We start from the raw sequence: 16,444 nt of genomic DNA, 5'->3' as shown, positions 1-16,444 counted from the left end.
GTCAGCGGGTCAGTCGCCGCCGCAGGCCGACACCGGTGAGCGCGGCACCCAGTGCGCACGCGAGGCCACCGGAGAGCAGCAGCCCGTTCAGATGTCCGCCGTCGGCCGGACCGTCGGTGATGATGGCCGGGCCGGTCGTGTTCGTGCCGGCGGGCGCCGTTGCGGTGGACGTCGGCGGGACCACCGGAGCAGTTGTGGTCGGTGTCGGTGCGGCGCAGTTCTGCGGCACCGTGAGCTGGCTGATGCTGAACTCCATGCCGTCGTCGGCGGGTGCGTAGGAGTAATCGAGTGCGGAGCGTTTGGTCGTGACCGTCTTCGTGGCACCCGGCGCGATCGTCGGGTAATAGCCGTCGCTCACCGGGGAGCCGTGAGCGCCCCATGAGAAGCCGATCGCGTATGACGCCCGGTTGGTCACCGTGAAGCCGCCGCACTTGGGTGTCACGGTCGGCGGTGTGCACTCGGGTGCAGCGATTGTCAGAGACCAGGAGGTCTTGCCCGCCAACGTGAATCCGGTTGCCGCGCGGGCGGTTACGAGCACGGAGCCATCCGTGCTGTAGTCGGACACCAGGTAGTCGTTCGGGGGCAGCACATCGCCGTTGACCAGGTATTGCACGCCGGTCACTCGCGGGATGGTGAACAGATTGTCGATGCCACCGCACCCGATGGTCTTGCCGGTCGGCGCGACCGCCGTGACGGCCTGCGCGGTCGTGCTTGCGGCCGGGGCCGGCGTCGGGGCGCCGGTCGCGGCCGTCGCACTCTGCGCGGTTGCACCGAGCAGGAAGAGCCCGATCAAGAGCGCCAGCGCCTGCACGGTCCAACGATGTCCGTGCCTGATCCTCGGTGCCCTCACGGTGGCTCCCCCTGGGTGTGAAGTGTGCGCCGAGTTCGCCCGGGGCGGGCACAGCGTATGCCCCCAGCCAGCTCCGGATGAGCCGAATGTGAGCAACCCGTGGGAAAGTCGGGAGAACGCTGACAGCCGACCGAGACTCGTCAGTCCGCGAGCCGCTGCTGGAACCAGGCGACGTCCCAGAACCGGCCGAACTTGTGGCCGATCTCCTCGAACACCCCGACCGGCTGGAAACCGCAGCGAAGATGCAGTCGTTGCGACGCCTCGTTCGGCAGCGCGACCCCCGCAACCGCCTGGTGCACGCCTGCTGCGCGCAATGTCTTGAGCAGCGCGGCGTAAAGGATGCTGCCGACGCCACGACCGGTTTCCTCGGGTGCCAGATAGACCGTTGTCTCCACGGACGTCGCGTAGGCCGGCTTCGGGCGGAACGGACTACTCGTGGCGTAACCGAGCAACCGGCCGTCCTTCTCGGCCACCAGCAGCCGGTGCGGGCCCTGCACCGGGTGTGCATCCAGCCACGGGCGTCGCTGCGCGGTCGTGAAGGGCTCGATGTCGAACGTGATCGGCGTGTGCACGACATAGTGGTTGTAGATCCGGGTGAGTTCTTCGAGGTCACTCTCGTCGCCGGCTCTCACCACGCCGGTCCAGGTGGTCATCCCGCGACGATATCGCCGCCGCATTACAGCCGTGTTTCGCACCAGCTCACTGGTCGGATCGCCTGGGAAGGAACGGAATCAGTCGGCCTGCGAGGGGTCGACGCCCTCGGAGATCAGGTACTCGTACAGGCTTCGTTCGATTGGTGACTGCATACCGAGGGTCATGGTGACTACGTCCAGCACCTTACCTTCGCCGCCGGGCATCGTCTGCTGCTCGGCGTTCGACGATCGCGCGCGACCCAGGTAGTAGAAGTCGGTGCCCTCGGCGTCGTCCTTCTTCGCGAAGAGATGCAGCGGCAACTCATTGTCGACGATGGCCCGCACCTCAGCGCTGCGCAGAGTCCGCCGACTGCGGGTGAACCAGTGCAGCGCCGACTCGTTGATGAACGCGTCACCGTATGCCGTGCTCGCCGACACCTTCTCGTGCTTGTGATATGTGATGAAGATCGGGCACGAATGAGAGGTCAGGTCGACCTTGTAGCCGTACATCGTGCTCTGCTCGTTCTTGGTCCAGTTGAGCAGGCGGCAGACGTCCTTGCGCGAGTAGCGCTTTCCGACTTCGAGAGAGCCGGTCCAGCGATAGCGGTGCCGAGCCAGGAACAGACCGGTCTCGATGACGTCGTCCACGTGCTCGGTGAGTCTGGCGTTATGGCGCAGCAGTTCGCGGATCGCCGGATTGAGCTCGACGCGACGCTCAGAGATCGAGAGCGGCGGTTCGCCATACTTCTGACGCTCGGCCGCGGTGAAGAACGCGAGTGAGAGCACCCGCAGCACCGATTCGATGGTCCCGTCGTCGGCAGAGCAACCCTCACGTTCGAAGAAGGCCCGGAGTGTTGTGCGGTCGACACCGGTGTGAGTGCTGAGAAGCGTTCGCAGCAACAGTAATTCGTGCGGTCGTTTACCGTTGAGCAGCTCGATCGACAGAAAGCTCAGCAGTGCATCCGCCGCGGAGCCGGGTGGGTCCTCTGAGCGTTTCAGTAGCCACAGCAGTTTCCAGTAGTTGTCCCGCTTGCCGGCGACGACGACGGGATCCGCAGCGTCGAACCGCGCGAAGTCCAGCAGTCTCGGTGTTCGTCCGAGTCGCCGTGCCAGCTCGCCGATCGTCCGTTTGAGGTTTTGGACGCTGTCGAGCTTCGTCGCGGCAAGGGAGGCGAAAACCCGCTCGCGAGAGACCGTGTCGAAGTTCACACTGGACAGCCCGGAGATGGCTCCGGCCTCTTGCGCGTCGATCATCCTGCGACGGATCGAGTCCTTGTTCAGGGAGTTGTCACCGAAGAGCGCGATCGGGATCAGGTAGTTGTTCGAGTAGTTGCCGACGAAGTCGATGACGACCAGGTAGTCCTTGCCGGCGGCCTTGCGCAGCCCGCGGCCCAACTGTTGGGTGAAGATGATGCTCGACTCGGTCTGGCGCAGCAGCACCACCTGATTGACGGTGGGTATGTCGATGCCCTCGTTGAAGACGTCCACGGTGAGGATGTAGTCGAGCCCGCCGTTCTCGAGCTCAGCCACGACAGCCTCACGGCGGGCGACCAGGTCTTTGCCGGTCAGCACCTCGGTGCGGAGGCGGCGGCCGTGTACGAGGCGTTCGTTGAGTCGCTGCGACAACTCGTGAGCTTCGTCGGTGCGGCTGCAGAACATCAGGCCACGCACCGGCACACCCACGTGGCCGTACGTCTCGAGGGTCTGGACCAGGTGGTCCACCCGCCCGGTCGAGACCAGGAAGCCGAGCTGGGACGCGTCGTTGACGGCGCGGCCATTCTGCTGGAAGTCGGTCACCCCGTAGTAGTGGAACGGCGCGAGCATGTCGTCCTCAAGCGCCTGCTGCAATCGGATCTCGTAGGCCAGGTTGAAGTCGAAGAGCTCGAAAACGTTGAATCCGTCGGTGCGTTCGGGGGTTGCGGTCACGCCCAACAAGAAAGACGGGCTCAAATGGTCGATCAGTCGCCGGTAGGAATCGGCCCCGGCCCGGTGGACCTCATCGACCAGCACGTAGTCGAACGCGTCGGACGCGATCTGCGCGAGCGTGGCCGGCCGGGTGAGTGATTGCACTGTCGCGAACACGTACTTGCGATCAGGTTCACGAGAGGGACCGGCCAGCTTGCCGAAGTCCGCTGCCGGAGCGCCGAGCACCCGCTGGAAGTCCTGTATGGCGCGGTCAAGGATCTGCTCCCGGTGCACCACGAAGAGCATCCGCTCCGGGGCCGCCGCGCGCACATCGAGCGCCGCGAGGATCGTCTTGCCGGTGCCGGTGGCCGACACCACGATGCCGCGTCGCTCCCCGCGGCGGCGCAACTGCTCGATCTCGGCGAGCGCATCAGCCTGCATGCGGTTCGGGACGACGCCCGTTGTCGAGGCGAGTGGCTCGGGGTCCGGCTCCAGGAAGTGACGTGTTGCCGGCGGGTGCCAGGTCTCTGTATACGCGTCGATCCACCGGTGGGTGAGCGGGGTCGACTCGGCAACCTGCGCTGCGACCGCGCGATCGAGTTGCTCGACGATGTCGCCGTCCGGCAGCGCGGAGAAGCGCAGGTTCCACTCGTGGTTCTTCAGCAGCGCCTGGCTCGTGAGATTCGAGCTGCCAACGATGGCAGTGGTGCTCGCGTCCTGGTCGAAGACGTAGCCCTTGGCGTGGAACCCTGCCTGCCCCGACGGATGGACCAGCACGCGCACGCCCGGCAGATTGAGCAGTTCACGGAACGCGGCCGGTGAGTTGAAGCCCTGGTAGGTCGACGTGATGATCGTGCCCTGTCCCGGGAAGTCGAGCAGCGCCTGCTTCAGCAGTGCGACCGCGTTGGGCGTCACGAACGCGACCGAGAAGGTGAAGCTGCGGGACCGCCGCAACTCCGCACGAATGGCGCGAGCCATGGTGTTGTCGTCGCGGTTGGACACCAGCAGCGGGTGGAAGAGCTGGTCGGTGCCGGCCGTCCGGTCGAGGAAACCGAACGTGTTGTCGAGCCGGATCTGTCCGACGGCTGGATCCATCGTGCGCCTACTGCAGCGCTCGTATGACGTGCTTGACCGCGGGGACATCGGCGGGCGCCCACTCGACGCCTTGCAGGTCCTGGACCGGAATCCAGCGGAGCTCGGAGTGCTCGGTCGCACGCGGCTCGCCCGACTCCAGCGTCGCGAAGAACGTTGTGAGCGTGACGACGCCGAAGTCGTATTCGTGCGACGTCGTCTCGACGTGTTCGCCGACGACGATGTCGCACAGCAGTTCTTCCCGGAGCTCTCGGACCAGGGCTTCTTGCGGCGACTCGCCGGGTTCGATCTTGCCGCCCGGGAACTCCCAGTGGCCGGCGAGCGCCATCGACGGTCCGCGCTGCGCCGCCAGCACGGTGGTGTCGCGCGTCAGCACGGCCCCGACGACGTCGATCTGCCTGGCCATGGCTGCCTTCCCCTGAAGCGGTGCTGTGTCGGCAGTTTAGGGCAGAGAAAACCCCGGCCGACGCATCCGTCGACCGGGGTCCTGCACCGTCTCAACTCAGTACGTGCACCCGTAGGGATTCGAACCCCAAACCTTCTGATCCGTAGTCAGATGCTCTATCCGTTGAGCTACGGGTGCGTGCGGCGCAGTCTCCTGCGCAACGCTGAGACACTCTACCCGAGCGGGTGCCCAGGTGTGAAATCGGTATCGGATCGGCCCGCTGTCACGCGCCGAAGGGCAGCACCGGCAGTCCGCCGACGCCGGGCTCGACGGCGAAAACCGCTCCGGCGAGCGGTTGTTCGCCCTTCGGGACATTCTCCTTCGTGGTGGTGATGTAGAGCGTCTGCAGTTGGTCCCCACCGAAGGTGCACGCCGTGACGTTGGTGACACCGGGCACCTCGACGACCTCGGTGAGCGCGCGCTTGACGTAGCGGTGCACGGCCGAGCCGCCATACAGCGCCACCCAGACGCCGCCCTCCTGGTCGACCCAGAGGCCGTCGGGGCTGCCGTCCAGATCGTCGGGCAGCGTGACCCACGGGCGACGCTCGGTCAGGCCGGTCTCCGGCTCCCAGTCGAATGCCCAGATCGTGCGCGTCGGGGTGTCGTTCAGGTATGCCGTCGTGCCATCGGGGGACCAGCCGATGCCGTTGGAGATCGTCAGGTCGTGCAGCACCGGTGACGCCATACCTTCGGCAGTGAGCAGGTAGAGCGAGCCGGCGCCCTCGTGCTGGTCGTAGGCCATCGTGCCGCAGTAGAAGTTGCCCATCGGGTCGCAGCCGCCGTCGTTGAAGCGGACCGACGGGTCGTCCCAGACCGGTTGCATGACCTGCAGATCGGACAGGTCGTTGCTCGCGGCCAGCGCGAAGCCCCGCTCCAGCGCGATGACCGCACCGCCCGGGCCGCGGGGGCGCATGGCGGCGGCCACCTTGCCGACATGGATCCGCTCGACATCGTCACCACGGGCGATCAGCACGTCGCCGGCCATCATGTCGACGTAGCGCAGCTCGCCGGGACCCTCGAGGGACCACTCGGGCCACCAGACGGGTCCTTCGGCGTGGAATGCGTGGGGCTTGGCGATGGGTTCGGCTCGCATGGGGCCAGCCTATGGGTGGTCTGCGGTGTGGCGTCGAACGGTGACCCTGACGGCCGGATTGACGGCTGACGGTCGCATCGGACCGTCAGCGGCGAATCGGACCGTCAGCCTTGCGCGCCGGGCTGAAGGATCAGACCTTCTCGGCCTCTTGCGTCAGCGGGTCCCACTTGGTGATGTGCGCCGCCTCCCAGCCGCGGGCCTTCATCGCCTCACGGGCCTTGCCGCGGTATGTCGGAGTCAGCCGCTCGACATACAGCTTCCCGTCCAGGTGATCGGTCTCGTGCTGCAGGCAGCGGGCCAGCGTGCCGCCGGTGGCTTCGACGACGACCTCGTTGCCGTCCAGGTCGAGTCCGGTGACGCGGGCCCAGGACGAGCGGGGCGTCGGGAACCATTCGCCCGGCACGGACAGGCAGCCTTCGGCACCTTCGTCCGGCGACGGGTCACCGGGCGGCACGGAGCCCTTCTCCAGCTTGGGATTGATGACTACGCCGCGCTGGTCGACACCGGACTCGTCGGCGCAGTCGTAGACGAAGATGCGCAGCCGCACTCCGACCTGGTTGGCGGCCAGGCCGGCGCCCTTGGCGGCGTCGAGGGTGTCGAACATGTCCTGCACCAGCGTGCGGACCTCCGGGGTGATCTCCTTGACCCGCTTGGTCGGCTGGTGCAACGCCTTGTGCCCGATGACGGTAATCGGACGGACTGCCATGTTCCTCAACTCCTGCGGCGGGCGATATGACGCACTGACTCGACCCCGAAGGTTATCCGGAGGACAGGGTCGGGCACTGCACCGGAGTCGGTGAGAGGTCAGTCGTCGCTGAGGTCGCGTGGTCTGCGGCGCGGGGGTGGTTCCTCGCGTTCCCAACCGACGTCACCCTCGTGGCCGAAGGGCGCGGGTGGTGGCTCGTCCTTCGCCTTGCGCAGGACGCGCTCGCGCAGGCCGCTGCGACGCTGACGTTCCGGGCGTGGCAGGAAGTTGCCGATGGGCCGGACCGGCAGGTTCGTCGGGTCGTCCTCGAACTGGGCGGCCGTGCGGCTGCCGGCGAGCTGCAGGTGCAGGAACGGGTCGGTGTCGTCCTCGTGCCCGGAGTCACGCTCGCCGTCCGGCGATTCGGCGTCGGGGTCGTCCTCACCGAAGATCTCCCCGACGATCGCCAGGTAGGTCCCCTTCGCGTCGCGGATGAAGTCGATCCGGCGCAGCGCCTGCTCACGGCCGGCGCTCTCCAGGACGAACTGCCCGTAGCCGAGCGCCTGGCCGACCAGGGTCCGGTTGAAGGACATGTCGGTGACCTTGGCCAGCGGCATCATGGCCACGCGTCGCTTGATGACGCCATACATCATCAGCAGTCGCTTGTCGGTCGCGACGAACCAGTCGAACCGCCACATCAGCAGTCGTATGGCGGCATACGCCAGCAGCACGAACCACAGCTTCCAGGCGAGATCGGTCAGCACGCCGTAGCTGGCAGGTGCGCTGAATCCGGCGAGCAGGGCAAGGAAGAATCCGCTGACCGCCATCGCCACGGGCTGTGCCACCGCGGCCCAGTGCTGCCGCTGCGCGATGACGAGCGTCTCGTCGTCCAGCAGGAATCGCGCCATCGCCGACTCGGCGCGTGGATCGACCCGATCCATCGCCCGCCGGCCTAGCTGTTCAGGATCTTGTCGAAGAACTTGCCGATCTGGTCCACACCGTTGCTCAGGATCGACCAGATGTTGTGCACGATGTCGGCAGAGCGGTCCGGCGACGTGAAGATCGCGTAGGCGATGAAGGCGACGACCAGCCAGATAACGACCTTGCGGACCTTGTCCAGGGCCATCATTCCTCCGGCATTCGTGGGGCTCAGCGCGCGGTGGGCGCACGTGTCTGACTCTGATTGTGACAGATGTGACGATTGTGACTGGGACTTTTCGTTGCATCGGGTGTGTCGTATGACGCCCGCGGCGATCCACGTTACTGCGTCCGAAGGCCGCGCGGTGGCTACGATGTGAGCCGTTCCGCGCCGCCCGCGTGTGCTTCTTCCGAACCAACGCCCTCGTGAGGTCACACCATTTCCGCCTCTGCACGACCCGCACGACCCGTCGACCTCCGGCTGCGCGACGCGCTGGATGCTGCGGCAGCGGGCGTGCCGCGTGGCCCGCTCGCTGCCTCCGTCGAGCGGCTGATCGGCCGCTATCGCGAGGGTGGCGCGGCGAAGACGCCGATCCTGGCGGGCGCCACCGACGTGCTCGCCTACGCGCTCTACCGCATGCCTGCCACCCTCGCTGCCTGCTCGAACATGTTGCGGCGGAGCGCTTTTCATCTTCCGGACATTACGACCGTGACCGATATCGGTGGCGGCACCGGTGCCGCCGCGTGGGCAGCTCGGGATCAGTGGCCGGACGCGAGCGTCACCGTGCTCGACCAGGTGGTGGCGGCGCTGCAACTCGGCCGGGCGCTGCACGCCGCAGAACCGGGAGGCGTCGATTTCACCCGCTGGCAAGCGGGTTCGGCGATACCGGCGGCCGATCTGGTGACGATCTCCTACGTGTTGTCCGAGCTCGACCAGGCTGCGCAGTCGGAGCTTGTGAAGGCCGCTCTCGGCGCCGCGCATCGGGCAGTCGCCATCATCGAGCCGGGCACGCCGAGCGGTCACGGGCGGATCCTGATGGCGCGGCAGGCGCTGCTGGACGCGGGATGGCAGCTCGTCGCGCCGTGCCCGCACCAGCTGGATTGCCCTGTGCGGCAGCCGGATTGGTGTCATTTCAGCGCCCGGGTCGAGCGGTCCTCGATGCACCGGCAGCTCAAGGGCGGAGAGCTCGGGCACGAGGACGAGAAGTTCTCGTATGTCGTGGCGGTGCCGGGCGGGGTCGGCGCACCGGAGGTTTCGGACCGTCCGGCGCGCGTGCTTCGCCATCCGGGCAAGCGCAAGGGCCTGGTCGAGCTGCAGTTGTGTCGGCCCGATGGGACCGCGAGTCGCGAAGTGGTGACGAAGCGGCAAGGGGCGGCATACAAGGATGCACGGGACGTGCGCTGGGGGGACGCCTGGTAGCCGTGGCTCCGCCAACCACCCCCAAATAACTCTTTGACAGTCCGTGGTCGCGCGCGGCATACTTCCAAACATGTCTTTGGAGGATGAGGCGCTCAGCGAACTGCGGGCATCGGCGCACCCCGTCCGCCTGCGGATGATGTCGATGCTCACCGGTGCGCCGATGAGTGCGGCCGAACTGGCTCGCGAGTTGGACATCACCCAGGCGAACGCGAGCTACCACCTGCGAACATTGGCCAAGGCCGGCCAGGTCGAAGTGGCAGCGACGGAGTCGGTGCGTGGCGGCCAGGCGAAGAAGTACCGGTATCGCTATTCGGAGGGGACCGGCAGGAGCACCGAGGAGTCGCGGCCGGCGAGATCAGCAGATCCCGACGAGTGGCGCCCGTATATCGACGTGCTCCATCAGGAGCTCGTCCGCAGGTCGGCGCAACGGATCGACGGCCAAGCCCTCAGTGCGGATGCCGAAGTCTGGCTCACGCCGGAAACCTGGCGCAAAACGATGCAACTCGTGAAAGAAGCGTCTCGGCTGGTGCACGAAGAGGCGCTGCGGCCGCATGCCCCCGGATCAGTCCATGTGAACTTCCAGGCCGAGCTCTTCCGGATGCATGACGACCGCGACGAGTCGGACGCTGCGCGATGAGCGACCGGACGCTCACGCTGGAAGTGTTGCGCGGCAAGGACTTCCGCTGGTTCTTCCTGTCCCGGTCGGTCAACATCGTCGGCAGCATGATGACGCCGGTGACCATCGCCTTCGCGGTGCTGCACATCGACAACTCGTCGGAGTCGCTCGGCATCGTGCTGGCCGCACAGTTGACCGCCAACGTGCTCTGCTTGCTCTTCGGTGGCGTCATCGCCGACCGGCTGCCACGCCGCGCGGTCATGCAGACCTGCTATCTGGCGATGGCCGTGATCCAGCTGATGATGGCCGTGTCGCTGGAGTGGGAGTGGGCAACGATCGGCTCGATGATCGTGCTCGCCGCGCTGTCCGGTGGGGTCAGTGCATTCTCGATGCCTGCACAGCAGGGACTGATCCCCCAATTGGTGCCGAAATCACAGCTGCAGCAGGCGGATTCGCTGATGTCCTTCGTCCGCAACGGCGCGACGTTCATCGGCCCGATCATCGGCACGACACTGGTGGTCGTCACCGGTCCCGCGCTGGCGCTGGCGATCGACGGCCTGACCTTCCTGGTCGCGGCGGCCATGCTGACCAAGGTCGCGCTGCCGCCGCGCAAGACCGGCGCGCGGACATCGATGCTCACCGAATTACGTGACGGATGGGGCGAATTCACCTCGCGGACCTGGCTCTGGGTCGTCGTCGCGGCGTTCGGCGTGCTGAACGCCATACACATCGGAGCGTGGGTCGTCGTCGGTCCGGTCATCGCGAAGAACAACGACGCACTGGGCATCCGGGGCTGGGGTTTCGTCGTCGGCGCCGAGGCTGTCGGCATGCTCGTCATGTCCACGATCCTGCTGCGCTGGCGGCTCCGACGACCGCTCCGCGCCGGGATGCTGGGCATGTTCTGTTTCGCCATACCCGTGCTGCTGTTAGGGATTCATCCGGCGACGGTGCCGATGATGGCGGTCGCATTCGTGAGCGGCATGGGCACGCAGGTCTTCAGCACGGGCTGGACGGTCGCGATGATGGAGCGCATCCCGAGCGACGTGCTGTCCAGGGTCTCGAGCTACGACATGTTGGGATCGTTCGTCGCCATACCGGTCGGCAGCCTGACCTTCGGATGGCTCGCGAGCACCATCGATGTCGAGAAACTGCTGATCGGGGCCGGCTGCACCTACATCGCGATCGTGCTGGCCACGTTGATGGTCCCGTCGATCCGCCGGCTCGGCAGGGTCGATGACGACGAGCCGACCGTCGTCAAGGCGGCCTAGCTCAGACGACGCCGTAGAGGCGGTCGCCGGCGTCACCGAGGCCCGGCACGATGTAGCCCTGGTCGTTGAGCCGCTCGTCGATGGCGCCGGTCACGAGCCGGACCGGGATGTCCAGATCGGCGATCTCCTTCTCGATCGCCGCGATGCCTTCGGGCGCCGAGAGAAGAGTGACGGCCGTGATGTCGTCGGCGCCGCGCTCGGCCAGGTAGCGGATCGCCATCGCCAGGGTGCCGCCGGTCGCGAGCATCGGGTCGAGCACGTAGCACTGCCGGCCGGAGAGGTCGTCGGGCAATCGGTTGGCGTAGGTGATCGCCTCGAGGGTCTCCTCGTTGCGTTGCATGCCCAGGAAGCCGACCTCGGCGCTCGGCAGGAGGCGCACCATGCCCTCCAGCATGCCGAGGCCGGCACGCAGGATCGGCACCACGAGCGGCTTGGGGGAGGACAGCTTGATACCGGTGGTCGGACCCACCGGGGTCTCGATGTCGAACGGCTCCACCCGGACGTCACGCGTCGCCTCGTAGGCCAGCAACGTCACCAGCTCCTCGGCGAGGCGCCGGAACGTCGGGCTGTCCGTGCGCTTGTCACGCAGGTAGGTCAGCTTGTGGGCGATGAGGGGGTGCTTGGCCAGCTCGACACGCATGCCGCAAACTCTAGTCGTGTCCACGTCAGATCCTCATTCCGAATGGATGTCCCTCGCGTTGCGCCAAGCAGGTATGGCGCTCGCCACGGACGACGTGCCGGTGGGCGCGGTCGTCCTGGACGTCGACGGGGCGCTCGTGGGCGCGGCGCCGAACCGGCGTGTCGCGGACAGCGACCCACTTGCGCACGCCGAGATCGTGGCGATCCGGTCCGCAGCTGAGACCTTCGGGCACTACCGCCTGGACGGCTGCACGATGGTCGTGACGTTGGAACCGTGCCTGATGTGTGCGGGCGCGATCATGCAGTCACGCATCTCGCACGTCGTCTTCGGCGCGTGGGACCCGAAGGCCGGCGCGTGTGGTAGCGCGTGGGACGTCATCGCGGACAACACGAGTCCGCACAAGGTCGACGCCGTCGGCGGCATACGGGAGCAGGAGTGCGCGCAGTTGCTCACCGACTTCTTCCGCGCCCGTCGGAAGAAGCTCAGCGCTTCCGATTGATCGCCTGCATCGCCACATAGCCGATGCCGAGCACGACGGCCGCGGTGATGGCGAGCCAGAGCAGCTTGAAGATCGCGGGCACCACGATCAGGAGGACGAGCAGGACGACGATGACCTTCGCCGAGGTTGGCCAGTCGCTCATGGTGGGTGCTCCTTGATCAGTGGTTACGGCAAGTCTCGCACAGGACCCGGATGGGTATCGGCTACTCCTGGAAAGCGTTGCTGTCCAACGCAATCGGCGGCGTCGCAGTCGACCGTGCGCGACGTTGCGCGTGGAACTCCTCCCACGGCAGCCACTTGTCGCGCAACGCCTGCTCGACGTCGACTCCCATTCGGCGTGCGACGAGCAGCGCCATGGCCACGACGTCCGCGCACTCGGCTGCGACTGCAGCCTGTTGCGCCTCGGCGGACAGGTTGCGGTCACGACCCCGGCCGTCGGCGACCAGCCAGGCCTGGCTGAGCTCACCCAACTCCTCCATGAGCTTCAGCAGTAACCAGTCGGGTGTGCGGTCGACGGCATAGACCTCGGCGTATCCGGCGGAGACGTTGTCGAGGCGGTCGGTCCATTCGGCGATGTCCACGCTCGCATGGTGTCATCCGGGTCGGACACGCGATCGGCGGAGAGTCAGTCCTGCTGCGCCGGTCGCTGCGCCAGCACGTAGGCGCGCTCGGTCGGGATCTCCACACCGGGGTGGGGCAACCGCGTGGTGACCGACACGATGTCGAGGCCGGCCTCGGCGATCTCGTCGATCACCTGGTCGGGTTCGAGGAAATGGCCGGAGATGTCGACGCTGTGTCCGAACCACGTGTCGAGGTGCTGCGTCTGGCCGGCGGCGAACTCCTCACTGCGAATGTGGAACGACACCAAGGCGATCCCGCCCGGCTGCAGCGCGCGGCAGACCTGCGCGAAGGCGCGCGCACGCTCGGTCGGGCTGAGGTTGATGATCGCGTAGAACATCACCACGCCCGCCAGGCTCTGGTCGGGCTCGCTCAGATCGGTCATCGACTCCACCCGGAAGTCGACGCCGGGGTTGTCGGCGCGCGCTATCTCGATCATGGCGGGGGAGATGTCGATGCCCAGCGGCGTCGCCCCGAGCGAGGCCAGATGCCGGGCGACATGTCCCGGACCGCAGCCGATGTCGGCGATCCGGCCGTCACCGCACATCTCGACCACCGCCGCGAGCAGCGCGCGGTCCAGTGGCTTGCCGTCCAGCTCGTCACGCATCGCCTCGGCGTAGTCCGGGGCCACTGCGTTGTATGCCGCCGCCACCTGGCTGTCGCTGTATGCCGTGGCGACCTGGGCGTCGGACGGGTACTCGCTCGTCATACCCCTCAATCTATGTGGTGGCACGCTGGTCGGGTGCCGGGGGAGCGCAGCGGCGGAGGTGTATCGAGACCAGGTTGCGTCGACTCCAGGTACATCGGACGCGCTGCGCCGCCCCACCCCGTCAGCCGCCGACGACAGCCGGCGCTCGCGAACGCCCCGGTGGTGCGCGGAGCGGACTAGCGTCATTCGTTGGCCGAAGTGGTTTCGGGCAGCGGAGGAGTCATGGTGCGTCGTCTGGTGAGCGTTGTCGGAGTGTCGGTCCTGTCCGTCGGTATGGCGCTGAGCGGGTCCGCCGCTGCCGGCGCTGCGACCGGCGACGCAGCTGCCAGTGGAGTCATCGAGTCGTCGGGCGGACAGACCGTCTCGGCTCAACCGGGGGTGACGCGGCCGGACACGGCGCACTGCACGGTGACGCTCGCGGACCATTTCATGTCCAACGCGCCCGACCTCTCGCCGCAGCTCTACTCGGGGACGGTCCGGGTGCCCGACAAGTGCAAGGGCAAGTGGTCGAAGGTCGTGCTCGACTCGACGACCTCGGTCACCGGGCGGCAGTACGACCGCTCCGGCGAGCTCGAGATCGGTGGCGTGCCAGTGTGGTTCGGCACCACGCAGGAGCCGAACGGCGCCAAGCCGACGACGTTCTCGTTCGCGAAGGACATCACCGAGTTCAGCTCCCTGTTCAAGACGCCGCAGCCGTTCTCCGGCGGCTACACCAACTACATGTCGGACGTCTACACCGGCAACTACGACCAGACGGTGACGATCACCTTCTACCTGGCGGACCGGAACCACCCGGCGCCGAACGTTCCCGACAAAGTGGTGGGCGTCCCGGTCGCGGACCTGACTCCGGACAGCCGCACCGCGTCGGCGACCCTGAGCGACCTGCCGCGCAACATCACCCGGGCCCGGCTCGAGACGACACTGAAGGGGAATGGCTGCGACGAGCAGTGGTTCACGGCGGTGCCGGACGAGGTGGCTGCCAAGTTCCCGGGCGCCGGATTGTGCGCCGCCGGCGCCTACCGCGAAGCGAAGGTCTCCGTCGACGGCACTCCCGCGGGTGCCGTCGGGACTTTCCCACACATCTATTCCGGCGGCATCGTGCCGACGCTGTGGCGTCCGGTCGTCGCGATCGACACCCTCGACATGCGCACCGAGTCGCTCGATCTGACACCGTTCGCCGGGCAACTCGTGGATGGCAAGCAGCACTCGATCTCGTTCGGTATCAACCCTATCGGGGACACCTGGAACGTGCGCGCCGCCCTCTTCCTGTGGACGGACCACGACCGGACACAGACCTCCGGCGCGCTGACCACGAACTCGGTGGAGGCGTCGCCGACGACATCCACCACGGCCGGGGATCCGGTCGACGGCACCGTCGAATACTCCGAGACAGTGCGACGTTCCGATACGCTCAGCGGGTATGTCGACACGTCGGCCGGCCGGATCGTCACGACCGTGAACACCTCTCGGAACTGGTCGAATTCGGGCAGCATCGGAGATGGCGGAATGGTGCAGCACATCACGCAGACCGACGCGATGAACACAAGGTCGGTGTCGCGCATCGGCCACCGCGTCGTGCGTGACTCGTCGCTGTGGGAGTCCTATCCGATCACGGTCGGTTTCTCCGCCGCCGACTACGTCGACGACCAGAACTTCTCGCTCAACGGCACCGTCGACATGACACAGCGCGTGTCGCGTCTGGTGCGTGACGGTCAGCAGATCGAGCGACGTGGATGGGACTGGAACGTCACGTCATACGGCGTGCTGGCGCGCAAGGACGGCACGACCAGTGAGTCGGACGGTCACTCGACGACCAGCTACACCGGCACCGACGACAGCGGCCGTCCCTATTGGCACCGGATCACGACGAACCACGGCCAGGTCGTGACCGACCGCGAGAAGTAGGCCGCCTCACGGTGTTTCGCGCAGCCGCGCTGCTTCGCGCAGCAGGTGATTGCGCTCCTTCGTGTTCGTGGCCTTGTCCGCTGCCTCTGTGTAGAGCGCAGCCGCTTCGGCGACATCCCCGGCCTTCTCGTGCAGGTATGCCGCTGCGGCTGTATGGCGAGGCACCGCCGGATCCACGTCCGCGAGAGCTGCGAGGCCGACCTGCGGGCCGTCGGCCTCTCCGATCGCCACTGCTCGATTTAGTTGCACTACAGGTGAATTGGTGAGCGCGAGGAGTTCGTCATACCAGCTGACGATCTGCACCCAGTCGGTCTCGGCGACGTGCTGCGCGTCCGCGTGCAGCGCGGCGATGGCTGCCTGCGCCTGATATTCGCCGAGCCGGTCGACCGCGAGTGCGCTTTGGAGGATGTCGATCGCCTCCGCGATCCGGGTGGTGTCCCACCGAGTGCGGTCCTGCGCGCGCAGCGGCACGAGTTGTCCGTCCGGTCCAGTGCGCGACACTCGTCGGGCGTCGTGCAGCAGCATCAGCGCGAGCAGGCCGTGCACCTCGGGTTCTGCAGTGAGAGAAGCGAGTTGGCGGGTCAGGCGGATCGCCTCGGCGGTGAGGTCGATCGATCCGCCATACCCTTCGTTGAAGACGAGATAGAGGACCCGCAGCACCGTTGCGAGGTCGCCGGGAGCGTCGAGCCGGTTGCCGCGGAGTTGTCGCTTCGCGCGGCTGATGCGTTGGGCCATGGTGGCTTCGGGCACCAGGTAGGCGTCCGCGATCTGTTTCGTCGTGAGGCCGCCGACCGCCCGCAGGGTCAGCGCGACGGCCGAGGAGCTCGTGAGCGTCGGGTGCGCGCACAGGAAGTAGAGGTGCAGGCTGTCGTCCTGGCCGGCCGGAGTGCTCGGCGCCGGTTCTTCGGTGACGCGCAGCTCTCGGGCGCGCCGGGCGCCGGCGGACTTCGTCTGATCGAGGAACTGGCGCCACGAGACGGTGATGAGCCAGCCGAGTGGGCTGCCAGGTGGTGAATCAGACCAACTGTCAAGGGCTTTCAGCAGCCCTTCCTGCACAGCGTCCTCTGCCGACGCGAAGTCGGCACCGCGTCGGCAGAGGACGCTGATTGCGGCCGGGACCAGGTCGCGCACCAGGTCGTCGTCCATGGG

At 66.9% G+C, this 16,444-nt stretch carries 18 protein-coding genes and 1 tRNA gene; 5 read left to right on the top strand and 14 right to left on the bottom strand.

The window, feature by feature from the left end:
* Position 1 precedes the first annotated feature (1 nt).
* From IEX71_RS10120 to IEX71_RS10080, 9 genes are all read right to left on the bottom strand, one after another.
* Positions 2 to 850, bottom strand: a complete 849-nt coding sequence (locus IEX71_RS10120) for a hypothetical protein (RefSeq protein ID WP_188836887.1) — start codon at positions 848 to 850, stop codon at positions 2 to 4.
* A gap of 140 nt (positions 851 to 990) precedes the next feature.
* Positions 991 to 1,503 carry a GNAT family N-acetyltransferase gene (locus IEX71_RS10115; RefSeq protein WP_188836886.1) on the bottom strand — a complete coding sequence of 171 codons (513 nt, stop codon included), beginning with the start codon at positions 1,501 to 1,503 and terminating at the stop codon, positions 991 to 993.
* 78 nt (positions 1,504 to 1,581) lie between these two features.
* On the bottom strand, positions 1,582 to 4,482 hold the full coding sequence (locus tag IEX71_RS10110; RefSeq protein ID WP_188836885.1) for a DEAD/DEAH box helicase: 2,901 nt from the start codon (positions 4,480 to 4,482) through the stop codon (positions 1,582 to 1,584).
* A gap of 7 nt (positions 4,483 to 4,489) precedes the next feature.
* The gene (locus IEX71_RS10105) at positions 4,490 to 4,885 is read right to left on the bottom strand and encodes a (deoxy)nucleoside triphosphate pyrophosphohydrolase (protein WP_188836884.1); all 396 of its coding nucleotides are present in this window, start codon (positions 4,883 to 4,885) and stop codon (positions 4,490 to 4,492) included.
* 104 nt (positions 4,886 to 4,989) lie between these two features.
* A tRNA-Arg gene (locus IEX71_RS10100) sits at positions 4,990 to 5,062 on the bottom strand.
* Between the two features lie 85 nt (positions 5,063 to 5,147).
* A complete protein-coding gene (locus IEX71_RS10095) occupies positions 5,148 to 6,017 on the bottom strand; it encodes an SMP-30/gluconolactonase/LRE family protein (protein WP_188836883.1) in 870 nt (289 codons plus the stop codon).
* Positions 6,018 to 6,147: 130 nt separating this feature from the next.
* On the bottom strand, positions 6,148 to 6,723 hold the full coding sequence (gene def / locus IEX71_RS10090) for a peptide deformylase (protein WP_188836882.1): 576 nt from the start codon (positions 6,721 to 6,723) through the stop codon (positions 6,148 to 6,150).
* A gap of 98 nt (positions 6,724 to 6,821) precedes the next feature.
* Positions 6,822 to 7,643 carry a PH domain-containing protein gene (locus IEX71_RS10085; RefSeq protein WP_188836881.1) on the bottom strand — a complete coding sequence of 274 codons (822 nt, stop codon included), beginning with the start codon at positions 7,641 to 7,643 and terminating at the stop codon, positions 6,822 to 6,824.
* 11 nt (positions 7,644 to 7,654) lie between these two features.
* A complete protein-coding gene (locus tag IEX71_RS10080) occupies positions 7,655 to 7,828 on the bottom strand; it encodes a hypothetical protein (RefSeq protein ID WP_188836880.1) in 174 nt (57 codons plus the stop codon).
* 306 nt (positions 7,829 to 8,134) lie between these two features.
* On the opposite strand from IEX71_RS10080, the gene IEX71_RS10075 reads away from it, so the two are divergent.
* From IEX71_RS10075 to IEX71_RS10065, 3 genes are all read left to right on the top strand, one after another.
* Positions 8,135 to 9,040 (top strand): small ribosomal subunit Rsm22 family protein, encoded by a 906-nt coding sequence (locus tag IEX71_RS10075; RefSeq protein ID WP_229749631.1) that lies wholly within the window; start codon positions 8,135 to 8,137, stop codon positions 9,038 to 9,040.
* Between the two features lie 70 nt (positions 9,041 to 9,110).
* Entirely contained in the window at positions 9,111 to 9,677 is a 567-nt protein-coding gene (locus IEX71_RS10070) for an ArsR/SmtB family transcription factor (RefSeq protein ID WP_188836879.1), read from the top strand.
* Positions 9,674 to 10,924 carry an MFS transporter gene (locus IEX71_RS10065; protein ID WP_188836878.1) on the top strand — a complete coding sequence of 417 codons (1,251 nt, stop codon included), beginning with the start codon at positions 9,674 to 9,676 and terminating at the stop codon, positions 10,922 to 10,924. Before IEX71_RS10070 ends, IEX71_RS10065 begins: the two co-directional genes overlap by 4 nt.
* 1 nt (position 10,925) lies before the next feature.
* Here IEX71_RS10065 and upp read toward each other — a convergent pair whose 3' ends face one another.
* Entirely contained in the window at positions 10,926 to 11,564 is a 639-nt protein-coding gene (upp, locus tag IEX71_RS10060; RefSeq protein ID WP_188836877.1) for a uracil phosphoribosyltransferase, read from the bottom strand.
* A gap of 16 nt (positions 11,565 to 11,580) precedes the next feature.
* Between upp and tadA the strand changes: the two genes are divergently transcribed.
* Positions 11,581 to 12,063 (top strand): tRNA adenosine(34) deaminase TadA, encoded by a 483-nt coding sequence (tadA, locus tag IEX71_RS10055; protein ID WP_308420967.1) that lies wholly within the window; start codon positions 11,581 to 11,583, stop codon positions 12,061 to 12,063.
* Here the strand turns inward: tadA and IEX71_RS10050 are convergent.
* The 3 genes from IEX71_RS10050 to IEX71_RS10040 all read right to left on the bottom strand — a co-directional run bounded on the left by IEX71_RS10050 (position 12,047) and on the right by IEX71_RS10040 (position 13,390).
* Complete coding sequence (locus IEX71_RS10050) at positions 12,047 to 12,205, bottom strand: hypothetical protein (protein ID WP_188836876.1); 159 nt, start codon at positions 12,203 to 12,205, stop codon at positions 12,047 to 12,049. The two genes, tadA and IEX71_RS10050, sit on opposite strands and share 17 nt — an antisense overlap.
* A 61-nt stretch (positions 12,206 to 12,266) precedes the next feature.
* The gene (locus IEX71_RS10045; protein WP_188836875.1) at positions 12,267 to 12,644 is read right to left on the bottom strand and encodes a nucleoside triphosphate pyrophosphohydrolase family protein; all 378 of its coding nucleotides are present in this window, start codon (positions 12,642 to 12,644) and stop codon (positions 12,267 to 12,269) included.
* 44 nt (positions 12,645 to 12,688) lie between these two features.
* On the bottom strand, positions 12,689 to 13,390 hold the full coding sequence (locus IEX71_RS10040; RefSeq protein ID WP_188836874.1) for a class I SAM-dependent DNA methyltransferase: 702 nt from the start codon (positions 13,388 to 13,390) through the stop codon (positions 12,689 to 12,691).
* Positions 13,391 to 13,612: 222 nt separating this feature from the next.
* Here IEX71_RS10040 and IEX71_RS10035 point away from each other — a divergent pair, with 222 nt between their 5' ends.
* Entirely contained in the window at positions 13,613 to 15,295 is a 1,683-nt protein-coding gene (locus tag IEX71_RS10035) for a peptide-N4-asparagine amidase (protein ID WP_229749630.1), read from the top strand.
* Positions 15,296 to 15,301: 6 nt separating this feature from the next.
* Here IEX71_RS10035 and IEX71_RS10030 read toward each other — a convergent pair whose 3' ends face one another.
* Positions 15,302 to 16,441 carry an RNA polymerase sigma factor gene (locus IEX71_RS10030; RefSeq protein WP_188836873.1) on the bottom strand — a complete coding sequence of 380 codons (1,140 nt, stop codon included), beginning with the start codon at positions 16,439 to 16,441 and terminating at the stop codon, positions 15,302 to 15,304.
* Between the last annotated feature and the right edge of the window lie 3 nt (positions 16,442 to 16,444).

This window comes from Flexivirga endophytica, assembly GCF_014640635.1.
GTDB lineage: Bacteria > Actinomycetota > Actinomycetes > Actinomycetales > Dermatophilaceae > Flexivirga > Flexivirga endophytica.
The sequence above is the reverse complement of the archived record's forward strand: the minus strand, read 5'-3'. Positions and strand labels throughout refer to the sequence as shown.